General features: G+C 65.2%; 25 protein-coding genes and 1 pseudogene. 8 read left to right on the top strand and 18 right to left on the bottom strand.

The window, feature by feature from the left end; all coding sequences use genetic code 11:
• Positions 1-54: 54 nt before the first annotated feature.
• Both ABIG06_RS03660 and ABIG06_RS03655 read right to left on the bottom strand, forming a co-directional pair.
• Positions 55-1329 (bottom strand): multidrug effflux MFS transporter, encoded by a 1275-nt coding sequence (locus ABIG06_RS03660; RefSeq protein WP_370134302.1) that lies wholly within the window; start codon positions 1327-1329, stop codon positions 55-57.
• Positions 1330-1575: 246 nt separating this feature from the next.
• Positions 1576-3405 carry an aminopeptidase P family protein gene (locus tag ABIG06_RS03655; protein WP_370134299.1) on the bottom strand — a complete coding sequence of 610 codons (1830 nt, stop codon included), beginning with the start codon at positions 3403-3405 and terminating at the stop codon, positions 1576-1578.
• A gap of 187 nt (positions 3406-3592) precedes the next feature.
• Between ABIG06_RS03655 and ABIG06_RS03650 the strand changes: the two genes are divergently transcribed.
• On the top strand, positions 3593-3772 hold the full coding sequence (locus tag ABIG06_RS03650) for a hypothetical protein (protein WP_370134296.1): 180 nt from the start codon (positions 3593-3595) through the stop codon (positions 3770-3772).
• A 112-nt stretch (positions 3773-3884) separates the two neighbouring features.
• Here the strand turns inward: ABIG06_RS03650 and ABIG06_RS03645 are convergent, their stop codons facing one another.
• The gene (locus ABIG06_RS03645; protein WP_370134294.1) at positions 3885-4772 is read right to left on the bottom strand and encodes a 50S ribosomal protein L11 methyltransferase; all 888 of its coding nucleotides are present in this window, start codon (positions 4770-4772) and stop codon (positions 3885-3887) included.
• A gap of 162 nt (positions 4773-4934) precedes the next feature.
• Between ABIG06_RS03645 and ABIG06_RS03640 the strand changes: the two genes are divergently transcribed.
• Complete coding sequence (locus ABIG06_RS03640) at positions 4935-5090, top strand: Flp family type IVb pilin (RefSeq protein ID WP_124160098.1); 156 nt, start codon at positions 4935-4937, stop codon at positions 5088-5090.
• Between the two features lie 285 nt (positions 5091-5375).
• Here the strand turns inward: ABIG06_RS03640 and ABIG06_RS03635 are convergent, their stop codons facing one another.
• A complete protein-coding gene (locus ABIG06_RS03635) occupies positions 5376-6986 on the bottom strand; it encodes a phytoene desaturase family protein (protein ID WP_424578074.1) in 1611 nt (536 codons plus the stop codon).
• A gap of 218 nt (positions 6987-7204) precedes the next feature.
• Between ABIG06_RS03635 and ABIG06_RS03630 the strand changes: the two genes are divergently transcribed.
• Entirely contained in the window at positions 7205-9484 is a 2280-nt protein-coding gene (locus ABIG06_RS03630; protein WP_370134290.1) for a fused MFS/spermidine synthase, read from the top strand.
• A 181-nt stretch (positions 9485-9665) separates the two neighbouring features.
• Here ABIG06_RS03630 and ABIG06_RS03625 read toward each other — a convergent pair.
• Positions 9666-10408, bottom strand: a pseudogene (locus ABIG06_RS03625) (glycerophosphodiester phosphodiesterase family protein).
• Between the two features lie 38 nt (positions 10409-10446).
• The gene (locus tag ABIG06_RS03620) at positions 10447-11241 is read right to left on the bottom strand and encodes a L,D-transpeptidase (RefSeq protein WP_370134287.1); all 795 of its coding nucleotides are present in this window, start codon (positions 11239-11241) and stop codon (positions 10447-10449) included.
• 317 nt (positions 11242-11558) lie between these two features.
• Here ABIG06_RS03620 and ABIG06_RS03615 point away from each other — a divergent pair, with 317 nt between their 5' ends.
• Positions 11559-11885: a hypothetical protein gene (locus ABIG06_RS03615; protein ID WP_124160097.1), complete on the top strand. Its 327-nt coding sequence runs from the start codon at positions 11559-11561 to the stop codon at positions 11883-11885.
• Positions 11886-11932: 47 nt separating this feature from the next.
• Here the strand turns inward: ABIG06_RS03615 and ABIG06_RS03610 are convergent, their stop codons facing one another.
• Both ABIG06_RS03610 and ABIG06_RS03605 read right to left on the bottom strand, forming a co-directional pair.
• Positions 11933-12694, bottom strand: coding sequence for an ABC transporter permease (locus tag ABIG06_RS03610; RefSeq protein WP_370134284.1), 762 nt, complete (start codon positions 12692-12694; stop codon positions 11933-11935).
• Entirely contained in the window at positions 12691-13614 is a 924-nt protein-coding gene (locus ABIG06_RS03605; protein ID WP_370134281.1) for an ABC transporter ATP-binding protein, read from the bottom strand. The genes ABIG06_RS03610 and ABIG06_RS03605 overlap by 4 nt, the downstream gene beginning before the upstream one ends.
• Before the next feature lie 280 nt (positions 13615-13894).
• Between ABIG06_RS03605 and ABIG06_RS03600 the strand changes: the two genes are divergently transcribed.
• A complete protein-coding gene (locus ABIG06_RS03600) occupies positions 13895-14617 on the top strand; it encodes a hypothetical protein (RefSeq protein WP_124159992.1) in 723 nt (240 codons plus the stop codon).
• Positions 14618-14710: 93 nt separating this feature from the next.
• Here ABIG06_RS03600 and ABIG06_RS03595 read toward each other — a convergent pair whose 3' ends face one another.
• On the bottom strand, positions 14711-15562 hold the full coding sequence (locus ABIG06_RS03595) for an alpha/beta fold hydrolase (RefSeq protein ID WP_370134278.1): 852 nt from the start codon (positions 15560-15562) through the stop codon (positions 14711-14713).
• A gap of 126 nt (positions 15563-15688) precedes the next feature.
• Between ABIG06_RS03595 and ABIG06_RS03590 the strand changes: the two genes are divergently transcribed.
• On the top strand, positions 15689-16303 hold the full coding sequence (locus ABIG06_RS03590) for a CGNR zinc finger domain-containing protein (protein WP_370140779.1): 615 nt from the start codon (positions 15689-15691) through the stop codon (positions 16301-16303).
• Between the two features lie 152 nt (positions 16304-16455).
• On the top strand, positions 16456-17391 hold the full coding sequence (locus ABIG06_RS03585) for a LysM peptidoglycan-binding domain-containing protein (protein WP_124159989.1): 936 nt from the start codon (positions 16456-16458) through the stop codon (positions 17389-17391).
• A gap of 65 nt (positions 17392-17456) precedes the next feature.
• Here the strand turns inward: ABIG06_RS03585 and ABIG06_RS03580 are convergent, their stop codons facing one another.
• Complete coding sequence (locus ABIG06_RS03580) at positions 17457-18530, bottom strand: tartrate dehydrogenase (protein WP_124159988.1); 1074 nt, start codon at positions 18528-18530, stop codon at positions 17457-17459.
• 154 nt (positions 18531-18684) lie between these two features.
• On the opposite strand from ABIG06_RS03580, the gene ABIG06_RS03575 reads away from it, so the two are divergent.
• A complete protein-coding gene (locus ABIG06_RS03575) occupies positions 18685-19509 on the top strand; it encodes an aspartate dehydrogenase (protein WP_124159987.1) in 825 nt (274 codons plus the stop codon).
• Positions 19510-19512: 3 nt separating this feature from the next.
• Here the strand turns inward: ABIG06_RS03575 and ABIG06_RS03570 are convergent, their stop codons facing one another.
• The 8 genes from ABIG06_RS03570 to ABIG06_RS03535 form a co-directional block, all read right to left on the bottom strand.
• Positions 19513-20817, bottom strand: coding sequence for a PQQ-dependent sugar dehydrogenase (locus tag ABIG06_RS03570; RefSeq protein ID WP_370134275.1), 1305 nt, complete (start codon positions 20815-20817; stop codon positions 19513-19515).
• Positions 20818-20956: 139 nt separating this feature from the next.
• Positions 20957-21166 carry a hypothetical protein gene (locus tag ABIG06_RS03565; protein ID WP_124159985.1) on the bottom strand — a complete coding sequence of 70 codons (210 nt, stop codon included), beginning with the start codon at positions 21164-21166 and terminating at the stop codon, positions 20957-20959.
• Between the two features lie 138 nt (positions 21167-21304).
• Positions 21305-21931, bottom strand: coding sequence for a methyltransferase family protein (locus tag ABIG06_RS03560; RefSeq protein WP_124159984.1), 627 nt, complete (start codon positions 21929-21931; stop codon positions 21305-21307).
• 27 nt (positions 21932-21958) lie between these two features.
• Positions 21959-22990 (bottom strand): NAD-dependent epimerase/dehydratase family protein, encoded by a 1032-nt coding sequence (locus tag ABIG06_RS03555; RefSeq protein ID WP_370134273.1) that lies wholly within the window; start codon positions 22988-22990, stop codon positions 21959-21961.
• Positions 22991-23017: 27 nt separating this feature from the next.
• A complete protein-coding gene (locus tag ABIG06_RS03550) occupies positions 23018-23554 on the bottom strand; it encodes a DUF962 domain-containing protein (protein ID WP_124159982.1) in 537 nt (178 codons plus the stop codon).
• Positions 23555-23706: 152 nt separating this feature from the next.
• Positions 23707-24372, bottom strand: a complete 666-nt coding sequence (locus ABIG06_RS03545) for an OmpA family protein (protein ID WP_370134271.1) — start codon at positions 24370-24372, stop codon at positions 23707-23709.
• Positions 24372-24788, bottom strand: a complete 417-nt coding sequence (locus tag ABIG06_RS03540; RefSeq protein ID WP_370134270.1) for a hypothetical protein — start codon at positions 24786-24788, stop codon at positions 24372-24374. Before ABIG06_RS03540 ends, ABIG06_RS03545 begins: the two co-directional genes overlap by 1 nt.
• Before the next feature lie 88 nt (positions 24789-24876).
• Complete coding sequence (locus tag ABIG06_RS03535) at positions 24877-25161, bottom strand: type II toxin-antitoxin system HicB family antitoxin (protein ID WP_370134268.1); 285 nt, start codon at positions 25159-25161, stop codon at positions 24877-24879.
• Positions 25162-25167: the final 6 nt, after the last annotated feature.

Raw genomic sequence — 25167 nt, 5'->3', positions numbered from 1 at the left:
GACAGTCTGGATTGCTTCGCCGCGCTCGCAATGACGGGGAGAGGGCGGCCCCCCTCACATCATCCCCGTCTCTTCCTCCTCGGCCTGCTCGATCAGCGTCTCGCTCACCACCACCTCGCGTCGAGGCACGACGAAGATCATCATGCAGGCACAGAGCAGCGAGATCGCGAGGACCGCGCCGGTGAGCGGCAGCGTCGTGGCGGAGTGGCCGCCGAGATAGGCGCCGAATTGCGACATCAGTGCGCCGATGCCCTGCTGGAGGAAGCCCATCGCACCTGAGGCGGTGCCGGCCGCCTCCGGGCGGATGCTGATCGCGCCGGCGGCGGAATTCGCCATCACGAAGGCATTGCCGACCATCACGATCATCTGCGTGCCGAACAGCCAGGCGGGCGCTTCGTTCCAGCCGGCGAAGCTCCACAGCAGGTTCAGCAGGCTGCCGCAGAGCTGCAGGCCGAGCCCGAACCAGATCAGCTTCTCCAGCGAGTGCCGCGGCGCGAAGCGCACGCAGAGCAGATTGCCGATCAAATACGCAAAGCCGGTCGTTGCGAACCACGCGCCGTACTCGGCGCTGCTGCGGCCCATCTGCGTCACGACGATATAGGGGCCGCCACCGGCGAAGGTGAAGATGATCTGCGAGGCCAGCACCTGGCACATGACATAGCCGACGAAGGCGCGATTGCGGATCAGCATGCCGACGTCGCCGCGGAAGCCGCCGCCGGCGGCGCGGCTGCGGCGGGTCTCGGGCAGCGCCACCGCGATACCGACGGCGACAACGATCGCGGCGATGGTGATGGCGTAGAAGATCGCGCGCCAGCCGAACGCAGTCTCGATCAGGCCGCCGGTGAGCGGCGAGACCATCTGCCCGATCATCAGCGCCGCGATCACGAGGCTGATCATCGAGGCGACGCGATCCCGCTCGTAGATGTCGCGGATGATGGCGCGGCTCACCACCATGCCGGCGGCGCCGCCCAGCGCCTGGAAGAAGCGTGCCGCGATCAGCTGCGGCAGGTTTTGCGCGAAGATGCAGGCGACGCTGGCCGCGACCATCAGCGCCAGTCCTCCGAGCAGCACCGGGCGCCGTCCGAACCGGTCCGACAGCGGCCCCATGATCAGCTGCGACAGCGCGATGCCGACCATGTAGAGCGACACCGTCATCTGCGCGATCGAGATGTCGCTGCCGAAATTCGTCGCCAGTACCGGCAGCGCCGGTACCAGCATGTAGAGTGAGATCGGCGCGATCCCGGTCATCACGACCAGCAGCAGCAACACCACGCGCGATGTCGCGATGTTGCTGGCCGCTTCCGGCGGCTTGCTGATCATGCCGTGCATACGTGTCCGTCTCTCGAATTCGAATCGACTGTAGCGCGCCCGCGCAAGACGGATATCGGCGTTTCGGAATGCGGCTATACGGATTCCGGGACGGTTATGATGACGGCACGATGGCGACCGATTGGGCGCGTTGTTTGTGCCACAAAAGGCAGGTGTCATTCCCCGCCTTCGCGGGGCATGACGGCGGTGGTGGAGGAAAAAGCATTGCGCAAATCGCGTAGTGCCATGCGCGGCGGAACGACGACCTTACGCCTTCAGCTCCGCCGTCGCCTGATCGAGCCAGGCCCTCGTCGCCTCGTCCAGCGCCGGCCGCACCTGGTCCCTCACGCGCGCATGATACGCATTGAGCCAGTCGAGTTCATCGCGGCTCAGCATCGCCGCATCGATCAGCCGGCGGTCGATCGGCGCCAGGGTCAGCGTCTCGAACGCGTTCATCGGCTTCTCGGCGCCCTTGATGTCGGAGGCGACGACCAGCTCGAGGTTCTCGATGCGGATGCCGAAACCGTCCGCCTTGTAGTAGCCGGGCTCGTTGGAGAGGATCATGCCGCGCTTCAGCGGCGTGGTGCCGAGCTTCGAGATCCGCGCCGGCCCTTCGTGCACGGAGAGATAGCTGCCGACGCCGTGGCCGGTGCCGTGCTCGAAATCAAGGCCGGCAGCCCAGAGATATTGCCGCGCCATCGTGTCGAGCTGCGCGCCCGTGGTGCCGTCGGGGAAGACCGCGCGCGCAATCGCGATATGGCCGCGCAGCACGCGGGTGAAGCGGTCGCGCATCTCGTCCGTGGGCTCGCCGACCGCCATGGTCCGCGTGACGTCGGTGGTGCCGTCTTCATATTGCGCGCCGGAATCGATCAGCAGCAGGTCGCCGGGCTCGATCCGCCGGTTGCTCTTGCGCGTCACGCGGTAGTGCACGATGGCGCCGTTCGGGCCGGTGCCGGAGATGGTTGGAAACGACACGTCCCTGAGCGCACCGGTATCGCGGCGGAATGTTTCCAGCGCCTCGACCGCGTCGATCTCGGTGAGCTTGCCGCTTGGGGCCTCGCGATCGATCCATGCGAGAAAGCGTGCCAGCGCCACGGCGTCGCGCACATGGGCCGTCTTGGTGCCCTTGATCTCGGTCGCGTTCTTGACCGCCTTGAGCAGTGCCACGGGATCGCTGCCGCGCACTGGCTTGCCGCCGGCGCCCGCGATCAGCCGGCTCAGCGCGTCGGCCGCGGTGGCGTTGTCGAGCGCGATCGCCGCGCCGCTTTTGGCAAGCGCCATCAGTGTCGGCGCCATGGCGTCCGGTTCTCGCACGTCGGCGGACTGCTCGAGATGGTCGCGCGTGAGATTGGAGAGCTTGCGGTGATCGATGAAGACGGTGGGGCGGCCGTCCTTCGGCACCAGCGCGTAGGACAGCGGCAGCGGCGTGTGCGCGACGTCGGCGCCGCGGATGTTGAAGGTCCAGGCCACCGCGTGGCTGTCAGACAGCACCAGCGCATCGGTTCCGAGCTTGGCGATCTCGTCCCTGATCTGCCTCAGCTTCTCGGCTTCAGTGACGCCGGCATTCTGAAGACCGTGCACGGCGACGGGAGCGAGCGGCGGCTGCGGCCGGTCGTGCCAGATCGCGTCGATCGGATTGCTGTCGACGGCCACCAGCTCGGCGCCGGCCTTGGTGCAGGCTGCGGACAGGCGTTCGGCTGCCGCATAAGTGTGCAGCCACGGATCGAATCCCAGGCGGTCACCGGCTTTCAGATGCGCCGCCACCCAGCTCTCCGGCGGCGGGTCGATCAGCGATTCCACGGCCCAGGCCTTTGCGTCGACCTGCTTGGCGGCCTGAAGCGTGTAGCGGCCGTCGACGAACACCGCAGCCTCCTGGGGCAGCACCACTGCCAGCCCCGCCGAGCCCGTAAAGCCGGTCAGCCAGGCCAGCCGCTCTTCCGATGGCGGCACATATTCGTTCTGCTGCTGATCGGCGCGTGGAATCACGAAGCCGGTCAGCTTGCGACGGGCGAGTTCTTCGCGAAGTGCGGCCAGCCGTGCCGTCAATGCGACGCCGGCTTCCGGCTCCTCGAATGTCTGGAAGTGTGCTTCGAACATGGTGGATCACTTTAGGATCATGGGGATCGGTCCGCAATCTCGACGCATTTGCGTCGCATGTGGCATGGACCGTGCTTGAAATAGTTCCGGTCGAATCGAGTGGAGTAAAGGATGCGGCAGCTGCGCTTCATCCGGATAACAGGGAAATTCGAGCAAGTGGTTCATCTCAACGGCGAGGGGACACACGATGCCAGCGTTCACGTTTGAGAAGATTTCGCCGCCGGTGCGCCGCGGCCCGGCTGCAACACCACCGAAGAAGCCGCGTGGCCTCATCAGCCAGATGATCGACCGTTTCGCCGAGCGCCGCGCGAGGCGCGCCTTGCAGGACCAGCCCGTGATGCGCCGCGACGAGAAGCCGGCGGAGTAGGGCGGCAACGGCGATTCCGTCGGGTGGGCGAAGGGCGCGAAGCGCCGTATCCCCTATCATTCCGCGATTTTAGATTGGGCCTGCTTCGCCTAACTACCCCGCGGCCCCTCGCTCACCCCACCTTCCGCAGCAACAAACTGCTCCACCCCTCGATCCGCAGATGCTTCAGCGGCACGAGGCCCCGCGCGCGATAGGCGGCGATCACGGCGGGGGCCTGGTGCGTCAGCAGGCCGGAAAGGATGACGCGGGCGCCAGGCGCAAGGTGCCGCACCATAGGACTCGCCAATTGCCGCAGCGGATTGGCAAGGATGTTCGCGAGCACCAGGTCGAACCGGCCCGCGCGCGCAAAGTCCGGCGCAGCAAACCCAATGGCGCGGATCACCCGCACATTGTTGCCGACTTCGTTCAGCGCGGCGTTCTCGGCCGCCACCCGCACCGAGGGCGGATCGATGTCGGAGGCAAGCACGGCGCGATGCAGCGCCTTCGCCGCTGCAATCGCCAGCACGCCGGTCCCGGTGCCGAGGTCGAGCACGTTGCGCGGCAGGGAACTCTTCAGGACATGGTCAAGCAGAAGTAAACAGCCCCGCGTCGTGCCGTGGTGGCCGGTGCCGAAGGCGAGCGCCGCCTCGATCTCGATGGCCTGCTTGTTCGGCGCCACACGGTCGCGGTCATGGCTGCCGTGCACGACGAAGCGCCCGGCCGGGACGGGGACGAGATCCTCCAGGCTGGCCTTGACCCAGTCCCTGGCCTCGACGATGTCGAAGGCGAGCGTCTCGGCAATCTCATTTCCTGCTGAAACTGCAACGAGTTCGCGCAGCCAGGCTTGATCCGGGGCCTCGGCGAAATGGAGCGTGACGTCCCATTGTCCGTTCGGCTGCTCGAAGGCTGCGACGGCCGCATCGCCCTCGAAAAATACCTCGGTGAGCACGTCGACGACGCGCCTGGCGTCGGCCTCGCTGCCGATTGAAAAGCTGGCGCGATGGGTGGGGGAAGGCTGCATTCAAGGTTCCGTTCAGTTCAATTTATCAAGCTTTTGGTGCCAATGTTCCCGACAATTTGCGGTTCCCGGATTAACTGGACCTAAGGTTCCACCCTGTACATCTCTAGTACTGAATCCAGCTAGCACAGCTTGGAGTTGAAACGGAGGCGAGTCTTGAAGCACATGGTTCAGAAGTTCTGGTCGGACGAGTCGGGTGCAACCGCGATCGAGTACGGTCTGATTGCCGCGGGTATCGCGCTGGCGATCATCACCGTGGTGAACGGCCTGGGCACCACCATGAATGAGAAGTTCACTTCGATTAGCACCTCCTTGAAGTAATTTCCGCCTCCATTTTCCAGGGGGCTGTTTTTTCGGCAAGAGGCTGTTCCTGATCACCGCCCGCCAGGAATTCCCCTGGCGGGCGAGATCGTTTTTGCAGCGTCTGTTTCCGCGGATATTCACAGGTTGTCCGCGGGCTTGCCGGGACCCCGTCCACCGCTTTTCCCGCGATTGTCCCTACGATTTTCCACCGGCTATCCCCAGGATCAGGCCCGACGGACTTGCCCGGCATCCTCCGCCCGACCACAGACCTTTCGACAGCCTGTCCACAAGCAATCCACAGACCTATCCACGGCCTCTGAACAGCGACCGGTGATCCCGCAGGATCGCCTGCGCCGCGTTGTGCCCGGGCGCGCCGGTGACGCCGCCGCCGGGATGGGCCCCGGAGCCGCAATGGTACAAGCCCTTCAGGGGCCCGCGGTAATCGGCATGGCCCAGCATCGGCCGTGCCGAGAACAATTGGTTCAGTGTCAGCGCGCCGTGGAAGATATCGCCTCCCAACAGGCCGAACTGCCGTTCGAGATCGAGCGGGGACAGGATCTGGCGGCCGAGCACGCTCGCCGCAAAGCCGGGCGCGTATTTGTCCACCGTCGCGATCATGAGATCGGCGACCTCTTCGCGATGGTCGTCCCACGACCTTCCATCGGGAAGCTCCGGCGCGACATGCTGGCAGAACAGGCTCGCGACATGCTTGCCTGCGGGTGCCAGCGTGTCGTCGAGCGTCGAGGGGATCAGCATCTCGACGACGGGGGCGCGGCTCCAGCCCTGCGCCCGCGCATCGAGAAAGGCGCGGTCCATGTAGCCAAGGCTCGGCGCCAGGATGATGCCGGAAGAGAGATGATCGCCCTCGCCCGGCAGCGCCGTGAAGGAGGGCAGGTGGTCCAGCGCCACGTTCATGCGGAAGGTGCCGGAGCCGTTCTTCCAGTGCCGGATGCGGGCGAGGAAGTCCGCAGGGAGAGCGTCGGCCGCGACCAGCCGCGTGTAGAGCAGCTTTGGATTGACATTGGCCGCGACGTATTTCGCGCGGACGGTCTCGCCGTTCTCCAGCACCACGCCGACGGCGCGGTCGCGCTCGACGATGATCTCTCGGACGCCGGCATCGGTGTCGATGACAACGCCGCGGTCGCCGGCCGCGCGCCCCATCGCCTGCGTGATCGCGCCCATGCCGCCGATGGCATGGCCCCAGACGCCCTTCTTGCCGTTCACCTCGCCGAAGGCGTGATGCAGCATCACATAGGCCGAGCCGGGGGCATAGGGGCTGGCATAGTTGCCGACGATGGTGTCGAAACCGAACAGCGCCTTGACCAGATCATGCTCGAAACGTTCATCCAGCATTTCGCCGGCCGAACGGGTGAAGAGATCGAGCAGGCTGCGGCTCTGTTCCAGCGTGAGGCCGCGCAGGATGTTGGCGCTCTGGAGCGCATTCACGGCCTCGCGGATCGCGCTCGTGCCAAATCCGTCGAGCAGGTTCGGCGGCGCGCGCAGCACGAACTGCCTGAGCACGTCGGCGATGTCCTCCAATTCGCGCGAGAAGCCGTCGAGGGCCTCCGCATCATGCGCGCTGAGCCGGGCGACCGACGCTTTCGTCCGCCCCTCGCCGGTGAGGAGATAGCTGCCGTCGGGCGCGGGCAGAAAATTCTGCGCGCGCCGTTCGACGATCCGCAGGCCGTGCTCGGCGAGCTTGAGGTCACGGATCACCTGCGGATTGAGCAGGCTCACGGTGTAGGCCGCGACCGAATTGCGGTATCCCGGATGAAACTCCTCCGTGACTGCGGCCCCGCCGACCACCTTGCGGCGCTCGACCACGCGCACCCGCAGGCCCGCCATCGCGAGATAGGCCGCACAAGTGAGGCCGTTGTGGCCAGCGCCGATGATGACGACGTCGCTTTCGGTCATGAAGAATGCAAGGCCCAGTCCACTGTCAGTCCGGGGCTCGCGAAGCGAGAGCCCGGAATCTCGAGGTTCCGGGTTCGATGCTTTGCATCGCCCCGGAACGACTCCCTTATATCAGGCAATTCCCGATGCAACATCACGCCCCCCTTTATTGCCCGTTCAGGCGCGGTGTGCTCCATTGCGCGCGGTCCGGCGCCCGCCGGATTTGAGCCGGAGTTTTCATGGATTCCATCGTGCAACCCGCCGCCACGGAGCAGCCTTCCTCGTCGCGCAACCGGCTGCTGCTGACGGTCTACACTGCTGCGATCTTCGTCAGCGCGCTGCTGCTGTTCTCGGTGCAGCCGCTGTTCACGAAGATGGTGCTGCCGCGGCTCGGCGGCTCGCCGGCGGTGTGGTCGGTGGCGATGGTGTTCTTCCAGTCGCTGCTGCTGGCCGGCTACGCCTACGCGCATCTCTTGATGCAGGCGCGGCGCCGCATCGTTCCCGTCGCGGTGCATATGGCGCTGCTGATCGCGGCCTTCGCGACGCTGCCGCTCGGCATCGCCTCCGCCTATGGCGAGCCGCCCGCTTCGGGCTATGCGTTCTGGCTGCTCGGCCTGTTCGTGGTGTCGATCGGGCTGCCGTTCTTTGCGCTCGCCGCCAACAATCCGCTGCTGCAGGCCTGGTTCGTCCGCACCGGCCATCCCGCCGGGCACGATCCCTATTTCCTCTATGCCTCCTCCAACATCGGCAGCTTCCTCGCACTGTTGTCTTATCCGTTCCTGCTCGAGCCGATGTTCACGCTGCACATGCAGAACCGGTTTTGGACCGGCCTCTATGGCCTGTTGATCCTTCTCATCGGCGCCTGCGGCGTGCTGTTGTTGCGTTCGCCGAAGCTGGCGGAGGTCGATGCGCGGGCCGAAGACGTGAATGCGCCCGCGCCCGGCCTTCTGACGCGGCTGCGCTGGATCTTCCTCGCCGCGGTGCCGTCGGGCCTGCTCATCGCCGTTACCGCACACATCTCGACCGACGTCGCGGCGGCGCCGCTTTTGTGGGTGCTGCCGCTGTCGCTGTATCTGCTGACCTGGGTCGTGGTGTTCCAGTCGCGGCCGCTGCTGCCGCACAAATGGATGCTGATGCTCCAGCCGGCCGCCATTGCGGGCGTCGTCGTGCTGCTGGCTTTCGGCGGCGAGCAGAATCTGCTGCTGACGCTCGGCGGTCATCAATTGTGCTTCTTCGTCATCGCCATGGCCTGCCACGGCGAATTGGCGCGGACGCGGCCGCCCGCCAGATATCTCACCGGCTTCTACGTCGCGCTGTCGTTCGGCGGCATGGTCGGCGGCCTCTTTGCCGGCCTCGTTGCGCCATTCACCTTCTCGTGGATCGCCGAATATCCAATCCTGATCGCGCTTGCCGCGCTGTGCCGCCCCTCCGCCAATGAACGCCTCGCCGGCATCGTCAAATGGTACTGGCTGGCGCTCGCCGCGCTCGCGGTGGCGCTCATTGCGCCGTCATATATGACCGGCGAGTTCTCGACCTGGTTCGAGGATCACCGCGTCTGGGTCGCCGGCGCCGTCGGCGTCCTCGCCGCGCTGCTCGCGCTGACCCTCAATGCCGGCCGCTGGAAGATCTGCGCCACCGTTGTGCTCGCGCTGGCGTTGATCCGCGTTTACCCTGCGGACGAAGGCCGCGTCACGACGGTGCGCAGCTTCTTCGGCGTGCACAAGATCGTGGTGACGCCGGGCGGCTATTTCCATGTGCTGATGCACGGCACCACGATTCATGGCGCCGAGCGCTTCCGCAACAATGACGGCACGCCGGTCATCGGCCGGCCCGAGCCGATCACCTACTATCACAAGGACGGCGGCATCGGCCAGGCCGTCAGCGCCATCCGCGAGCGCAAGGGCGCGCCGCTCAAGGTCGCCGCGATCGGCGTCGGCTCCGGCACGCTCGCCTGCGCCGCCGAGCCGGAGGAGAACTGGACCTTCTTCGAGATCGACCAGTCCATGGTCGACGCGGCGCGTGACCCCAGGAATTTCCGCTACATCTCGAGCTGCATGCCGGACATGAAGCCCGTCATCGGCGATGCGCGCCTCACCTTCGCGAAGGAGCCCGATGGCGCCTACGATCTCATCATCGTCGATGCGTATTCGTCCGATGCGATCCCGATCCACCTTGCGACCGAAGAGGCGATGAAGATCTACAAGGACAAGCTCGCGCCGCACGGTGCCGTGGTGATGCACGTCTCCAACCGGCATCTGGATCTCGAGACCGTCGTGGTCGGCATTGCGGATGCCAACGATCTCACGAGCTGGGTCTTCAACGAGGATTCCGGGCGCGATTCCGACTACATCTTCTCGACCGACGTCGTCATCTCCGCGCGCGAGGAGGCCGACATCGGCAGGCTCGCATCCTCCAAGCAATGGGTACAGACCGAAGCCGATGACGGGCTGCGGGTCTGGACCGACGACTATTCGAATATTCTTGGCGCGCTCTATCGTCGTTTGCGGGACGGGGAGTAGGCTTCGCGCCACGAATGGTCTCATGCCGCGGACGCTGCGCAGCACCATAAGCGCGTTCACGCGCGTCTTCGACGCGCTATGGTGATGCGCTGCAAAGCCGGGGCCCATGGCGCGGCGTTCTGGTCCCGGCTCTGCGTCGCGTCATTTCAAGCCGCGCCGCGTCCGGGACACGAGACCAGTCCTACGGCGCTACCGGCGTGCCCGCCTGCAGCGCGATCCCCTTCCCGCCGGCGATCTGCCGCAGCAGGTCCGGCCTGTCCGAGATGATCCCGTCGACGCCGAGCTCGATCATGCGCGTCATGTCGTCTCGCTTGTTGACCGTCCAGACTACGACGCGCAATCCGAGCTCATGAGCCTCGGTGACCAGTGACGCGGTCACATCGCCGAAATAAGGCGACCAGATCGCGCCGCCCGCAGCCTTGATCGTCCGTGGCAGCGAGCCGCCGTGATCGGCCGGGCTGAAACCGGCCGTCCAGTTCGTCGCTTTGTCGCAGGCCACCGTCTGGCCCGAGCCGCGCTGGAGCGTCAGGTACACGGTCGACGCTGGTCGGGGAATTGCTTTGCGTAGGCACTGTCCGGCCGGATCTGGCCGACGTCATAGGTCCTGACCTCGTCGAGCCGCAGTCTTACGAAAGCCGTGCCGGGCGGACTGATGTAGGCCCCGTCGGGGCCGCAGGCGAGATCGGGGTTGAGCCCGCGCTCATGCGACAGGATGACTTCGCCGTCGGAGGTGAGACCGACGTCGAGCTCCAGCGTGTCCACGCCCATCGACAGCGCATTGGCGAAGGCGGGAAGGGTGTTTTCCGGCAGCAGCGCCCGCCCGCCGCGATGCGCCTCGAGATCGAAGGTCAAATCCGACCCCATGGCCTGTCCCGCCATCAGAACGCAGAGCACGATCGGAATGGTCGTGCCACGTGTCTTCATGGTGCCTCGGCCGGCGAGGGCGGTTGATGGCGACCGCGTCAGTTCTGATAGTAATAGCCGCGCGGCTGGTAATACTGCCGCGGCTGCGGCTGATAGTAGTAGCCCTGCTGGCCGTAGCCCTGGTCGTAATAGGGCCGCTGCTGCTGCTGATAGGCCTGCGTGTCATAGAGCGGGCGAGTAGCCGAGCGTGGCGCGGGATAGCGCGCGCCGGTGTCGCTGCCGTCGGCCGGGTAAATGTAGTTGTCGTCCTGCGGCATGTAGCGGCGCGCGGGCTGCGCCGGCGGCGCCAGGTTCACGGGATCGCCCGCGGTTGCGTATTGCTCTTCGGCCGGCTGCGCTGCCCGGGCCACCGCATTGGGGTTGCGGCCACGCGGATTGCGGGCCAGCGCCACCTGCGCCGAGCCGGTCAGCGTCACCGTCGTGTTGAGCACGCCCTGCTGCTGAACCAGCGCATAGAGCGTCGAGGCATTCTGGCGCGACAGCCGCACGCAGCCGTGTGACGCGGGCGAGCCGAGCCGGCCGACCGAGTCCGTGCCGTGGATGGCGTGCCCGACCTTGGTGAAGAAGATCGCGTGCGGCATCGGCGCGTCGTCGAATTCCTTGGAGTAGTGATCCTCTTCCATGCGGAAGGCGCGGAACGCGCCGTTCGGCGTCTCGCGCGAGGGGATGCCGGTCGACACCGGCCAGTGATAGCGCGCGACGCCGTCGACGGCGACGGTCATCTGCTGATTGTCCTTGTCGACGGTGATTTCGACCTTGGCCTGCGCGGCGCCCGCGCTCAAAAGCAGCGATGAGGTGAAAGCGATGAAAAACGAACGCATCTGGAAACGCATATCAATCTCGGCCTCCGGCCTGTTCACGCTAGGCGCCGCGGCTCTCCGTCCCCGGCGTGCAATATGCCTGCAATCCGGCTTTCGTTCCAGCGAGCTGCCAGCCCATCGTTAACGCGATGCCTGATGTAAGCAAGGCCACTTTGCGCCGCGCCACGCGCAGGAGCGCTGACATTTTCGCGAGCGGAGGCGCGTTCACAACGCCGACAATTCGTCACAAAGGCGCAACCATTCCGCCGCGCGGCGCGTTGGTGATGGGCTGTCTCGACATTCGGCGCGTCCGGCGCCGTTTACCTCTTTCCTTCCCCTGGGGTCCGAAAATGAACAAAGCCCGTCTCGCCGCCGCGCCATTGCCGGCCAGTCTGCCCGTCCGCCTGCTGTTCGCCGCCGCCGCCATCCTGCTGGCGTTGTTGGCGCTGCCGCAGGCCAGTCATGCCCAGGGCATCGTGCGCGGTGCGCAGGAGGGCTCCTACGAAGGCAACCGCATCGGCGGGCCCGTGGGCGGCGCAGTCGGCGGCGTCGTCGGCGCCGGCGTTGGTGGGGCCGTCGGTGCAGTCGAAGGCGTGCTCGGCATTCCCCACCGCCATTACCGTCACCGCTGTCGCGGATATTACGACCGCTATCACCGCTTCCATTGCTATCGGTAAGTGCAACGCCGTCGTTCCGGGGCGCTGCGCTCGCCCCGGATGACAGCTCAATTCTTCAGCCGGTACCCCGTCCTGAAAATCCACCAGATCAAGGCCAGGCAGATCACCAGGAACGCCAGCGTCATGCCGATGCTGACGGACATGCTGACGTCTGCGATCTCGTAGAAGCTCCAGCGGAAGCCGGAGATCAGGTAGACCACCGGGTTGAGCAGCGCGACCGTGCGCCAGGTGGGCGGCAGCATGTCGATGGAATAGAAGCTGCCGCCGAGGAACGTCAGCGGCGTCACCACCAGCATCGGGATCATCTGCAGCTTTTCGAAGCCGTCGGCCCAGATGCCGATGATGAAACCGAACAGGCTGAACGTCACAGCCGTCAACACCAGGAAGGCCAGCATCCAGACCGGATGCTGGATGTGCAGCGGCACGAACAGGCCGGCCGTCGCCAGGATGATGAGGCCCAGAATGATCGACTTGGTCGCGGCGGCGCCGACATAGCCGAGCACGATCTCGAAATAGGAGATCGGCGCCGACAGGATCTCGTAGATCGTGCCGGTGAATTTCGGGAAGTAGATGCCGAAGGAGGCGTTGGCGATGCTCTGGGTCAGCACCGAGAGCATGATCAGGCCCGGCACGATGAAAGTGCCGTAGCTGACGCCCTCGACCTGGCTGATGCGTGAGCCGATCGCGGCGCCGAACACCACGAAATAGAGCGAAGTCGAGACCACGGGCGAAACGATGCTTTGCAGCAACGTGCGCCAGGTGCGCGCCATCTCGAACAGATAAATGGCGCGAATGGCGCGATGATTCATGACGTCCTCACGAGGTCGACGAAGATGTCCTCGAGCGACGATTGCGTCGTGTCGAGGTCGTTGAAGCGGATGCCGGCGGTGCGGAGGTCGCCGAGCAGGCTGGTGATGCCGGTGCGCTCGCCCTGGGTGTCGTAGTCGTAGACCAGCGTGGCGCCGTTGTCGCAGAGCTCGAGTTCGTAATGGCGAAGGCTCTCCGGCAATGAGGCGACCTTGCCCTGCAGATGCAGCGTCAGGCGCTTCTTGCCGAGCTTCTGCATCAAGGTCGTCTTGTCCTCGACCAGCACGATCTCGCCCTTGTTGATGACGCCGATGCGGTCGGCCATCTCCTCGGCCTCCTCGATGTAGTGCGTGGTGAGGATGATGGTCACGCCGGACTGCTGAAGTCCGCGCACCACCTCCCACATGCCCTTGCGCAGCTCGACATCGACGCCGGCGGTGGGCTCGTCCAGGAACAGGATCTGCGGCTCGTGCGACAGCGCCTTGGCGATCATCACGCGACGCTTCATGCCGCCGGAGAGCGTGATGATCTTGTTGTCCTTCTTGTCCCACAGCGAGAGGTCCTTCAGCACCTTCTCGATATGGGCAGGGTTCTTCGGCTTGCCGAACAGGCCGCGGGAGAAGCTCACGGTCGCCCACACGCTCTCGAAGGCATCGGTGTGCAATTCCTGCGGCACGAGGCCGATCAGCGAACGCGCCTTGCGGTAGGAGGTCTGGATGTTCTCGCCGCCGACCAAAACCTTACCTTCGCTCGGGTTGGCGATGCCGCAGATGATCGAGATCAGCGTGGTCTTGCCGGCCCCGTTGGGGCCGAGCAGCGCAAAAATCTCGCCGCGCTTGATGTCGAGATTGACGTTGTTGAGCGCCTTGAAGCCGGACCCATAGGTCTTCGACAGATTGGCGACGGAAATGATGGAAGACATGATGGCCGGCGGGCTGGGGAGGGAAGGGGAACGCCGGACCCACTCGGAAAGGCGGGTCGGCGGAGCCCTGAAATAGGAACGCTGTTGTTGGCCCGCAATTCCCCGGAGAAAATTGGTCTCAAAACAGGCCGTTCAATGGCATGTTCCGGGCAAGTGTTGCGCGATGGCCACGGCTTGCTGCGAAGATTGTCGCTCACGCGGCTCTTTGTTGCGTCTGCAAGCGGGCCGTGGCTACGATTCCGGCCAATCGCCAAGCGTATTGTCTCCAGGGAAAAAATCGATGAGACCGAACGGCCGTCACACCGCCGGCGCCCGCCAATTGTCCACCCTGCGTGTGTGGGCGATGGGCCTGCTCCTGCTGTCAGCTGTTGCCATCAGCCCGACCACCGCCAAGGCCGCGCCGAGCCAGACAGCCGCTGTGGCAACCACGCATGTCTACCTGCTTCGTGGCGTGCTCAACATCTTCTCGCTCGGGCTCGATACGATCGGCGCCCGGCTCCAGGCACAGGGCATCCCGGTGACCGTCGCCAACTTCGTGTCCTGGTCCTCGCTCGCCGATGAAGCGGCGGCCGCCTACAGGGCCGGCCGGCTCAAGACCATCATCCTGGTCGGCCATTCCTCCGGCGCGACCGCGCTGCCGGACATGATCGCCAAGCTCAATCAGCTCGGCGTGCCCGTGAAGCTCGCGATCGGCCTCGATTCCGTGTTCAAGACCAAGCTCTCGACCGGCGCGGAGCGTTACATCAACATCTATATCGGCGATGGTCCCGGCGAGCCGGTGCGGGCCGCAGCGGGTTTTCGCGGCAAGCTTGACAATGTCGACGTCCGCGGCACCGGCGTCGGCCACATCTCGATCGACAAGAACGAGGCAATCCAGCGTCGCGTCATTGCCGAGATCGACGCTGCGATCATGCGCTCGCGCGTACCGGCAGCGCCCGTCGCCGAACCCCGCACGCCGCGACAGGCACGCTCGGCGGCGGCAACCGCTCCCGCGAGGAACTGAGCTCCGTCCCGCGACCGACAGGTCGCGGGTCCATCTTTCGGCCATGGCCGATGAGTGCGGAGATCGGGAGCGCATCGTTGCGCACTCCCATCATTACCTCAAGAACGAGCGAATGCTCTCTGCGATCTCCTTCGCATGCGTCTCCAGCGCGAAATGGCCGGTGTCGAAGAACTGCACCACGGCATTGGGATTGTCGCGCTTGAACGCCTCGGCGCCGGGCGGGATGAAGAACGGGTCGTTCTTGCCCCAGACCGCCAGAAACGGCGGCTTGTGCGTGCGAAAATAGTCCTGAAAGGCGGGATAGAGCGCGACGTTGCTCTTGTAGTCGCCGAACAGGTCTAGCTGCACGTCGTCCGAGCCCGGCCGCGCCAGATAGAAATTGTCGAGGTTCTGGCCATCCGGCGACACGGTCGCTGGGTCGGAGACGCCATGCGTGTACTGCCAGCGCGTCGCTTCCGGCGTGAGGAAGGCGCGCAACGCTTCGCGGTTGGCGGGCGAGGGATCCTGCCAATAGGCCTTGATGGGAGTCCAGCCGTCGCTGAGGCCGTCCTCATAGGCGTTGCCGTTCTGCGAGATGATCGCGGTGATCCGTTCGGGGTGACGCAGCGCAAGTCGGAAGCCGGTCGGCGCGCCATAGTCGAAGACGTAGACGGCGAAGCGATCGAAGCCGATGACCTCGGTGAAGCGCTCGATCACCTGCGCGACATTGTCGAAGGTGTAGCGGAAGCTTTCGCGCGGGGGCATGTCGGACTGGCCGAAGCCGGGAAGGTCGGGCGCGACGATGTGGAATTTGTCGGCAAGCAGCGGGATCAGGTCGCGGAACATGTGACCGGCGCTCGGGAAGCCGTGCAGCAGCAGGAGCTTCGGCGCCCCTCGGGGGCCGGCCTCGCGATAGAACACCTTGAAGCCATCGACGTCTGCGGTGCGGTAGGTGGTCGGGGCCATCGCCGTCTCCAATCTTTTGTAACCTGTTAAAAGCCTAATTTCAGGTTACATCCCTTTCGTAACTTGTCAACTGCCATTTCACAGGTTACCTAGGCGTGGCTTTTTATGAAGGCCAAGGACCCGCGCATGAACCGCCCGCCCGCCATGTTCATTGCCGACTCGCTCGGCCTCGATTTCCTCAACTCGGTGGCGACACCGGTCGATATCCCCGTCGACTGGATCGACGATGGCGATGGCCTGATCGACTGGCTGGAGCAGGCGAAGCTGGTGCCGGCGGATGAGCTGCACGCATTGCGGGCGGGCGCGAAGCCGGGCGAAATGGACAAGGTCGCAGATCAGGCGCGCGCCTTGCGCGAGTGGTTCAGGGGATTTGTTCTGGAGCATGCGGGCCGGCCGCTGACTGCGAAGGCGCTGCGCGAGCTTGGCCCCTTGAATAGCCTCCTGGCGCGCGATGAGGCCTTCCTGCAAATCGTGCCTCGCCACGGTGAGGAAGGTCTTTCCCTGCAAGCGATGCGGCGCTGGCGATCGCCGGAATCCCTGCTGCTGCCGGTCGGTGAAGCACTGGCCAAATTCCTCTGCGAGGAGGACTTCTCCCACGTGAAGGGGTGCGAGGGCCATAACTGCACGATGCTGTTCGCCGACCACACCCACAGGCGCGCGCGTCGATGGTGCGTCATGGCGGTCTGCGGCAACCGTGCCAAGCAGGCCGCGCATCGCAGCCGGCTCAAAAGCAGGCGGTGATGGGTCGGAAGCGGCCCACCCGGCAGGTCACAGGGACTTACGAGCGGCGGTGCGTCGCGTTCCAGTTCCCGCGCCCCAAAATCCACCAAATCGGGCGTCACTAAGCGGGGTAAGGAAGGCCTTTGCCTCTCACGGGTGGGACTGCTGGACTGATGATTGATTTGAGGCGGCTCCTCGTGCTGGCAGCGGTTGCGCTGCTCGCCTTCGGCACCGGCACGGCCGCTGCCACACCAGCCAAGTCCAAGACCAACGCGGCCGCGCCCGCCACGCCGCCGCCGTTCGAGCCATTGCCGCCGCCAAAAATCTACCTGTTCCGCGGCGCCATGGGTCCCATTTTCTCGACCGGCATGGATCGGCTCGAAGAGAAGCTAACGAAGGCTGGCTTCTCGGCCAACGTCTACGAATTCACCATCTGCCGGTGGATCGGCGATCGCGCCATCTCCAGCTACAAGGAATCGCCGGCGCCGATCGTGCTGATCGGCCACTCCATGGGCGGCCTGTGCTCGATCGTCATCTCCGAGATGGCGGCCAAGGAGAACATTCCGATCAGCCTCGTCATCGCCATCGACCCGGCGCATGCGACCGGCGACGTGCCGCTCAACGTCGAGCGCTTCATCAACATCTTCCTGTCCGACAGCGTGCTCGGCGGCGGCGACGTCGTGGCCGTGCCCGGCTTTCGCGGCCATTATGCGAGCTACGACCTGAAGGAAAACTCGCGCGTCAGCCACATCAACATCGAGAAGTCCGACGACATCCACCGCCAGATCGTCGAGATGGTGACGCAGCTCCCGCGCATCCCGCCGCAAACCCAGGCTGATGCCGTGCCGCTGCGCTATCTCGTGCCGGCGGACACGCTGGTCGAATTGTGGGACAGCGGCGTGCGGGTGCCGGTGCGCCGGGGCGACACCATGGAGAGCATCGCCGCAGCCAATCGCGTGCCGCTGTGGACGCTCGCGCAGAGCAATTCATTGCCGGAGAACGCGCAGCTCACGCCGGGTCAGACCATCATCGTCCCGCGTCACCTGACGCCGCCTGAGCCTACGGCTGCGATGGCAGTGCCACCGCCGGCCGCGGGTGGACGAAAATAAAACATCCCGCACGAAAGATCGTGGATGGCCGGAACAAGCCCGGCCCATAACACGCAGAGCAGTGATCAGACATTCGACCCGTTGATCGCGTCGATCACGGCATCGGTCACTTCCTTGGTGGTGGCTTTGCCGCCGACATCCGGCGTCAGCACGCCGGCCGCGCAGACGCGCTCGACGGCGGCCATCAGCCTCGAGGCGGCATCCTTCTCGCCGAGATGCTCGAGCATCTGAACGCCTGTCCAGAACGTCGCGACCGGGTTGGCGATGCCCTTGCCGGTGATGTCGAAGGCCGAGCCGTGGATCGGCTCGAACATCGAGGGGAAGCGGCGTTGCGGATCGATGTTGCCGGTCGGCGCAACGCCGAGGCTTCCAGCCAGCGCACCGGCGAGATCGGAGAGGATGTCGGCGTGAAGATTGGTCGCCACGATGGTGTCGAGGCTCCTTGGATGCAGCGTCATGCGCACGGTCATGGCGTCGACCAGCATCTTGTCCCAGCTGACGTCGGGGAATTCACCGGCAACCTCCGCCGCGATCTCGTCCCACATCACCATGCCATGGCGCTGCGCGTTCGACTTGGTCACGACCGTCAGCAGCTTGCGCGGACGCGACTGCGCAAGCTGGAACGCGTAGCGCATGATCCGCGTCACGCCGACGCGGGTGAAAACCGCCACTTCCGTGCCGACCTCCTCCGGCAGGCCCCTGTGGGCGCGGCCGCCCATGCCGGCATATTCGCCTTCCGAGTTCTCGCGCACGATCACCCAGTCGAGATCACCGACGCCGACATTGCGCAGCGGCGAGGCCACGCCCGGCAGGATCTTTGTCGGCCGCACATTGGCGTATTGGTCAAAGCCCTGGCAGATCGGCAGCCGCAGGCCCCAGAGCGTGATGTGGTCGGGCACGTCAGGGGCACCGACCGCGCCGAAATAGATCGCGTCGAACTTCTTCAGCTCGCTGAGACCGTCCGTCGGCATCATCACGCCGTGCTTCTTGTAATAGTCGGAGCCCCAGTCGAACGTCTTGACGTTGAAGGCAAGGTCGCCGCTGCGTTTGGCCAGCGCCTCCAGCACACGGACACCGGCCGAGATCACCTCAGGGCCGATGCCGTCGGCGGGGATGGCTGCGATCGAATGGGTGCGCATGGGAGGCTCCGTCGGAGGAAATCGGCAAATTGCGTCGGTAGGACAAGGTCCAGCCCGCGGCGCGTTCCACGACCTGGCCGACCTGACCAATTCGGGCTGGCTTATACAGAAAACGATGCGCTATGACATCAGTCCAGCGAGAAAGCAGGATGCGATGACTGAACGGAAGGCGTCGGGCGCATTGCAGGTTGCCATTGCCGGGATGGGCTCGATCGGCACCAAGATCGCGACTGCGCTGGACCAGGGCGTCGAGGGCCTGGCGCTGTCGGCGGTCGCGGTGCGCGATCCCGCAAAGCATCAGGCGTTCATCAACGGCCTGCGCCGTGCGCCGCAAATCCTGCCGGTCGACCAGCTCGGCGATGCCGCCGATATCGTGGTCGAGTGCGCGCCGAGCAGTCAGCTGCGCGCGATCGTCGAGCCCGCGGTGAAGCGCGGCAGGGCCGCAGTCGTCGTCAGCGTCGGCGGATTGCTCGACAATTTCGATCTCGTCGATCTCGCCCGCGCCAATGGCGGCCGCATCCTCGTGCCGACCGGCGCGCTGATCGGGCTCGATGCCGTCAACGCCGCCGCGATAGGCACCATCCATTCGGTGAAAATGGTGACGCGCAAGCCGATCGACGGTCTGAAGGGCGCGCCGTTCATCGTGCAGAACAATATCGACATCGACGATCTGCGCGAGCCGCTGAAGCTGTTCGAAGGCACGGCGCGAGAGGCCGCGAAGGGCTTTCCGGCCAATCTCAACGTCGCGGTTGCGCTGTCGCTTGCGGGCGTCGGGCCCGACCACACGATGGTGCAGATCTGGGCCGACCCGACCGTGACGCGCAACGTTCACCGGATCGAGGTCGAGGCGGATTCGGCGCGGTTTTCGATGTCGATCGAGAACATCCCTTCCGAAAATCCAAAGACCGGGCTGATCACGGCGCTCTCGGTGATCGCGCTCTTACGCAAGCAGCGCGCCACGCTTTGCGTCGGGACGTGAGTATCAGGCGCCCGTCACGCGCCAGATCACGTTGCCGACGTCGTCCGCCATCAGCAGCGACTTCTTGTCCGGCCCGATCGCGACGCCGACCGGGCGGCCATAGGACTCCTTCTCGTCCGGGGACAGGAAGCCCGACAGGATGTCGCGACCGGGGCCGGAGGGCCTGCCGTTCTCGAACGGGATGAACACCAGCTTGTAGCCGGACAGCTTGCTGCGATTCCACGAGCCGTGCTGGCCGATCACCATGCCGTCTCCGAAGCCGGGCAGGGTGCCCGCGGGCATCCAGCACAGGCCGAGCGAGGCGGTGTGGCCGCCGAGCGCGTAGTCCGGTTGAATCGCCTTGGCGACCATTGCCGGATCCTGCGGCACGCGGTCGTCCACCGTCCTGCCCCAGTAGCAATAGGGCCAGCCATAGAAGCCGCCGTCGCGCACCGAGGTGAGATAATCCGGCGGCGTTTCGTCGCCGAGGCCGTCGCGCTCGTTGACGACGGTCCAGAGCACATTCGTGTTCGGCTCCCATGCCAATCCAACCGGGTTGCGCAGGCCGGCACCAAAAATCCGATGCGTGCCGGCGACGAGATCGAGCTCGTAGACCGCGGCGCGGCCTTCCTCGACCTCCATGCCCATCTCGGCGATGTTGCTGAGCGAGCCGACGCCGGCATAGAGCTTCTTGCCGTCGGGGCTTGCCAGGAGACTGCGCGTCCAGTGTCCGCCCGGCTTGAACGTCGTGAGCCGCTTGCCCGGGGCGGTGATGCGGTCGGCGTTCGCGACGTAGGGAAAAGCCATCACGCCGTCGGTGTTGCCGACATAGAAGGTGTCGCCGACCAGCGCCATGCCGAAGGGCTGGCTGAGATTCTCCATGAAGGCGCCGCGATATTCGGCGACGCCGTCGCCGTCCTTGTCGCGCAAGAGCGTGATGCGGTTGGCGGAAACGCCGAGCGCCGCGGCACGCCGCATCGTCGCCTGCATCGCATAGTGAAACACGGTGCGCGGGGGGCCTGCGATCTGCGTTGCCTCCGCGATCAGCACGTCGCCATTGGGCAGCACCTCGATCCAGCGCGGATGGTCGAGGCCGGTCGCGAACGTATTGACCCTGAGTCCGGGCGCGACCGTCGGCTTCTGGCCCTCGCGCCAGCCGCGCGCGGTCGGCATCTTCAAGGTCGGGATCGCGCCTTGCGGCTTCGCCTCGGGAATGGCCGGCTTCTCGCCCCAGGCAGGTGCGGGCTCCGTGCCCGACAGTTTTCGCCATTGCAGCGCGATGCCGCCGATGAACGCGACGAACTGCGCGAAGATGCTGGAAAACGTCATGAGAAGCCCCTTTGTGCGCGCGCATCCAACTGGCTGACGGGGCAGACGTCAACCTGTGCGGCGCGCCGCGCGGGCCTATTCCCATGGAATGGCAGCCGATCGAATTTGCATGGGACGGACGCGGCGTTTGCGCCGGAGATCAGCGACCGATCTGCCGCTCCAGCCGCCGTGTCGCGCGAAAATCATCCAGGTGATGGACGTTCGGCGCCAGCGCGGCCTCCCTGGACAGGAGATGATACACCCGCGCCACCGCGCGCTGTTTCTGCTTGGTCCGTCCGGGCGGCAACGCCCGCGCCTTGCGGACGGCGGCAATCGCATGCGCGCGGAAATAATCGTAGGCGTCCGACATGGCTCGATACTCTGCGGTCGCTGCAGGTCGAGGGGTAACGGGCGAATGAAGGGGTGGTTCCTTGACGCATCGAGCCGCGCACTCGTGCCCCGGACGCAGCGCGTCCGGGACATGAGAGTGAGGCGAGCTGCTATGCCCTCACCGCGGCGACAGGAACGGAATGATCATCGGAACGCGGCGGCAATAGGCGCCGTAGGCGTCTTCGCCGAGCTCCTTGGACAGGAACACCTCTTCCATCCGGCCCTTCTGCCACATGCCGAGCGAGATCAGGATCGCGCCGAGGATCGTCGTCACCAAGCCGATCGCAATTCCGGTCACCAGCATGCCGAAGATCAGCCCCGTGTAGATGGGGTGGCGCACGATGCCGTAGGGACCAGTGTCGATGACGCGGTGGTCTTCCTTGTGGGTGATGGTGTTGGACCAGAATTTCCCGAGATGCAGCCGGCCCCACCAGGCGAAGGCAATGCCAGCGGCCGAGAGGACCGCTGCGACGGCGATGCCTGTGTTGTCGAGTACCCAGAGCGGCTTCCAGCCCATGATCTCCGCAACCCACGGCGTGTACAGGATGCCGCCGACCAGGATCGGCAGCCGATAGCGCTGCGACTCCAGCGTCATGACCTGCTTCTTGGTCCGCCCCTGCCAGAACGAGGCGCCGACCCAGCTGGCGAGAAAGGCAAGCCAAAGCAGAGCCAGAAGTTCGGTCGGCCAGGTCGTGGTCCAGCCACCCCAGGCGACAGAGAGAAGCTTGCTGAAATCGAAGGACATGAAGGTTCTTTGCGTTGGGCGGAGCGATCAGCTCGCGCGCGAGGAGAGCGCGTGATGCTTGATGGCGCCGGAGGGCTGCTGACCGTTGCGGGCGAGCAGATGGGTGATGGTTTCGCGCAAGACCGGTTCGATCGGACGCGGCGAATAGCCGAGCTCGGTGCGCGCCTTGCCGATCGACAGGTCGCTCGCGGCGAGCGCGATGCGCACGCCCTCGGCGGTGCCGTTGGGCGGCCGGCGCGTGACGTGATCGGCGATGTATTCGAGCATGATCGCGGAGAGCTCGGCGATCTTTCCGGGCACGACGACCGGAAACTGCCGGCGGCCGCTCATCGCCGACATCATGCGCAGGATGCGCCCGAGTGGGACGCAGTCGCCGCCGAGGATGTAGCGCTGGCCGAGGCGGCCGCGTTCCATGGTCAGCACGAGGCCCATGGCGACGTCGCGGACGTCGACCAGGTTGACCAGGAAGTCGAGATGCGGCTGCACCTTCTTCTGGAGGAAGTACCAGAGCATCGCGGTCGGCGGCGTCAGATTGTGGTCGGCAGCGCCGATCGGCATGGTCGGTGTGCCGATCACGAGAGGGAAGCCCGTGGCCGCCGCCTCTGCGGCATGATGCTCGGCGAGCGACTTCGAGCGCGTATAGGCGCCGGGCATCGCGTCGGCCGGTTGCAGCGCCTCTTCGGCGGGAACGCCCTTGAGGTCGGAATAGGGAAACAGGATCGATTCGGTCGAGCAGTGCAGGAAGCGCGAGACGCCGCGCTTCATTGCCGCCGCGAGCACGATTTCGGTGCCGCGGCAATTGACGTCGTGAAAGTCCTGCTTGTTGGCGACCCACATGCCGGGCAGGCCGGCGAGATGATAGACCTGATCGACACCGGCCATCGCAGCATCGACCACGGCGCCGTCCAGCACCGAGCCGTGGACGTGTTCAGCGTCCGTGTTCGCTGCGGTCGGCACGCGGACATCGAGAACCCGGACCCGCTGCCCACGGGCGCGGAGCGCTTCGACGAGATGATGTCCGATGAAGCCACTGCCACCGGTAACCAGGACGAGAGCCATGCAGAAGGTTGCTGTTCGCTTTTGGAGTTATCGGGTCGAAAGGGAATTGGTCGGAAGAGGCGCCAGAATCGCGGCAAGGTCGCGACGGAAGCCCAAGGCAATGAACAATTTTGCCATCACGAACATCGGTCCAAGCAAAAGATGCGAAGGAAAAGTGAACAACGAGGCCTCGCGGCCCTCAAAAACCTTGTGGCCGATGGTCTGCGCGGCGAGGCCGAGCACCACCAGCGTGGCGAAAATCGCCCACATCGTCGCGGTGCTGACTTGCGCCGCAATGGTTGTCGCAACCGAAAACAGCACGATGGAGACGGCCAGAATGCCGAGCCCGAGCGCCGCGTCGAGCAGCAGCCAATAGATCAATACCGGCAAAGCCAGGATCACCGCCAGGCTGACGTCGAAACCGAAGAGCGGAAGCCTGACCAGCGTCAGCGGCAGCACGGCGCCGGTGAACAGCAGGAGAATACCGACCACATGCATCGCCGTGTTGCGGGGGTCGCGATGGTACTCGACATAAACGGCAAGTTGGCGCTGGAAAAAGCCACCCATTTTGGTCTCATGCAGCATGGGGTCGGGAAGGGCGAACAGTGGCTATAGCACTGGACCGGACGGTGCACAAACCGGCACTATTGTCGCGTCAAACCGTGTTGGCGCGCCCCGGACAGGCTGCAAAACGTCAGCACTTCAAAGGGTTCCGTTGGCAGTGGAACCGCGTTCGCTCACCGTTTTTTGGCGGGCTTTTTAGCCGCAGGCGCAGAGGCTGCAGCCGGACGCGGCTCCTCCGGCAGCTTGGCATAGGTCAGGATCTGCAGCTGCCCGTTGACGGCCGAGGTCGGCTTCGCCCGGTCGAGAAACTGCTCCTCGCCGAGGCCGATCGGATGCAGCCGCTTGGTCGAGATCTTGAACGTGTTCACCAGCACGTCGCGGATCGCATCTGCCCGCCGCTGGCTCAGGATCGCATTGGCCTCGCGCGTCTTCGAATTGGATTCGACGTGGCCGACGATCAGGAAAGTGTAGGGCAGCAGCGAGGAATGAACCAGCGCATCCGCGATCCGGCCGACGGTCTGGTAGGAGGCCGGTTGGACGATCGGCGTGTCGGTGTCGAACTGGATCTGCGCATTGAAGGCCGGCAGCTTGGCGAGGTCGGGCGCGATCAGCGGCCGGTTCACGGGCCCCGGATCGTTCTTGATCCTGGTCTTGGCGCGCTCCATCACCTGCTGCTTCAGCGCGGGCAGATCGACCTCGGCGGCTTCTTCGAAATGGTTCAGCTTGCCGACGATGTCGTCGCGGGTCGGCGCTGCCGTTTGCGCGCCGGCAGTGCCCGCGAGCAAAGCGAGCCCCAGCGCAACGATCGCTCCGGCAATGAACGGTCTCGTCGCGCGCATCAGCGATACCCCGCGTCGTCGACGGCCTTGAGGCAGTTGTTGCTGATGCCCTTGGGCGTCGAGACCAGGCACGGGACCGACTTGCTGGTCTCCTTGGTCGAGCCGCCGCAGACCTTGACGATCTCGCGCTGGCAGGCGTTCGCCACCGTCACGCGCGCGGCGACGCGCTTCTGGATGGCGTCGAACACGCCGAGATAGTCGCTCGCGCACTGCGGGGACAGCACGTCGCGGTTGCGCGACAGGCACTCCTTCAGCCGGTTCGAATCCGGATTGACGCCGCGGCAATTGGCGACGATTTCCGCGCCGCAGCTTGCCGCCAGCTTTCCGATCGAATCGCCAAAGCTCATGGTCTCCGCCGCCGCAAACGACGGCATCCCCAATGCAAGCACGATCAATGTGATGGAGCCCCGGAACATGGGTTTATCTGATACGGGGAAGTTCGCGATGGTCAAGGGCTGTTCGGGCCAGAACTGTCGAGAGTCCGGCCAGTGCGGCGAACAGTCCTCACTCCGAGGCATCGAGGGGCGGCCATTCGATCAGGACAGCCGTGTGTTTCCCGAGATCGTCGGCAAAATCAGGATCGGCCTTGAGCTCGTCCAACGTCCGCGGCGGGGGAAGCTGGCGGCCGTCCGCGGTCAGCTCCTGGGCAAAGAACGCGAGGGCTTCGGGCGCATTCTCCAGCGCCTCCTCGAGATCGTCACCCCCGGAAATGCAGCCGGGCAGGTCGGGAAACCACAGGCTGACAGAGTCCGGATCGGCGTCCTCGATGATGGCAACGTACTGAGCCATGGCAGG

This window comes from Bradyrhizobium sp. USDA 326, assembly GCF_049739485.1.
Classification (GTDB): Bacteria; Pseudomonadota; Alphaproteobacteria; order Rhizobiales; family Xanthobacteraceae; genus Bradyrhizobium.
The sequence above is the reverse complement of the archived record's forward strand: the minus strand, read 5'-3'. Positions and strand labels throughout refer to the sequence as shown.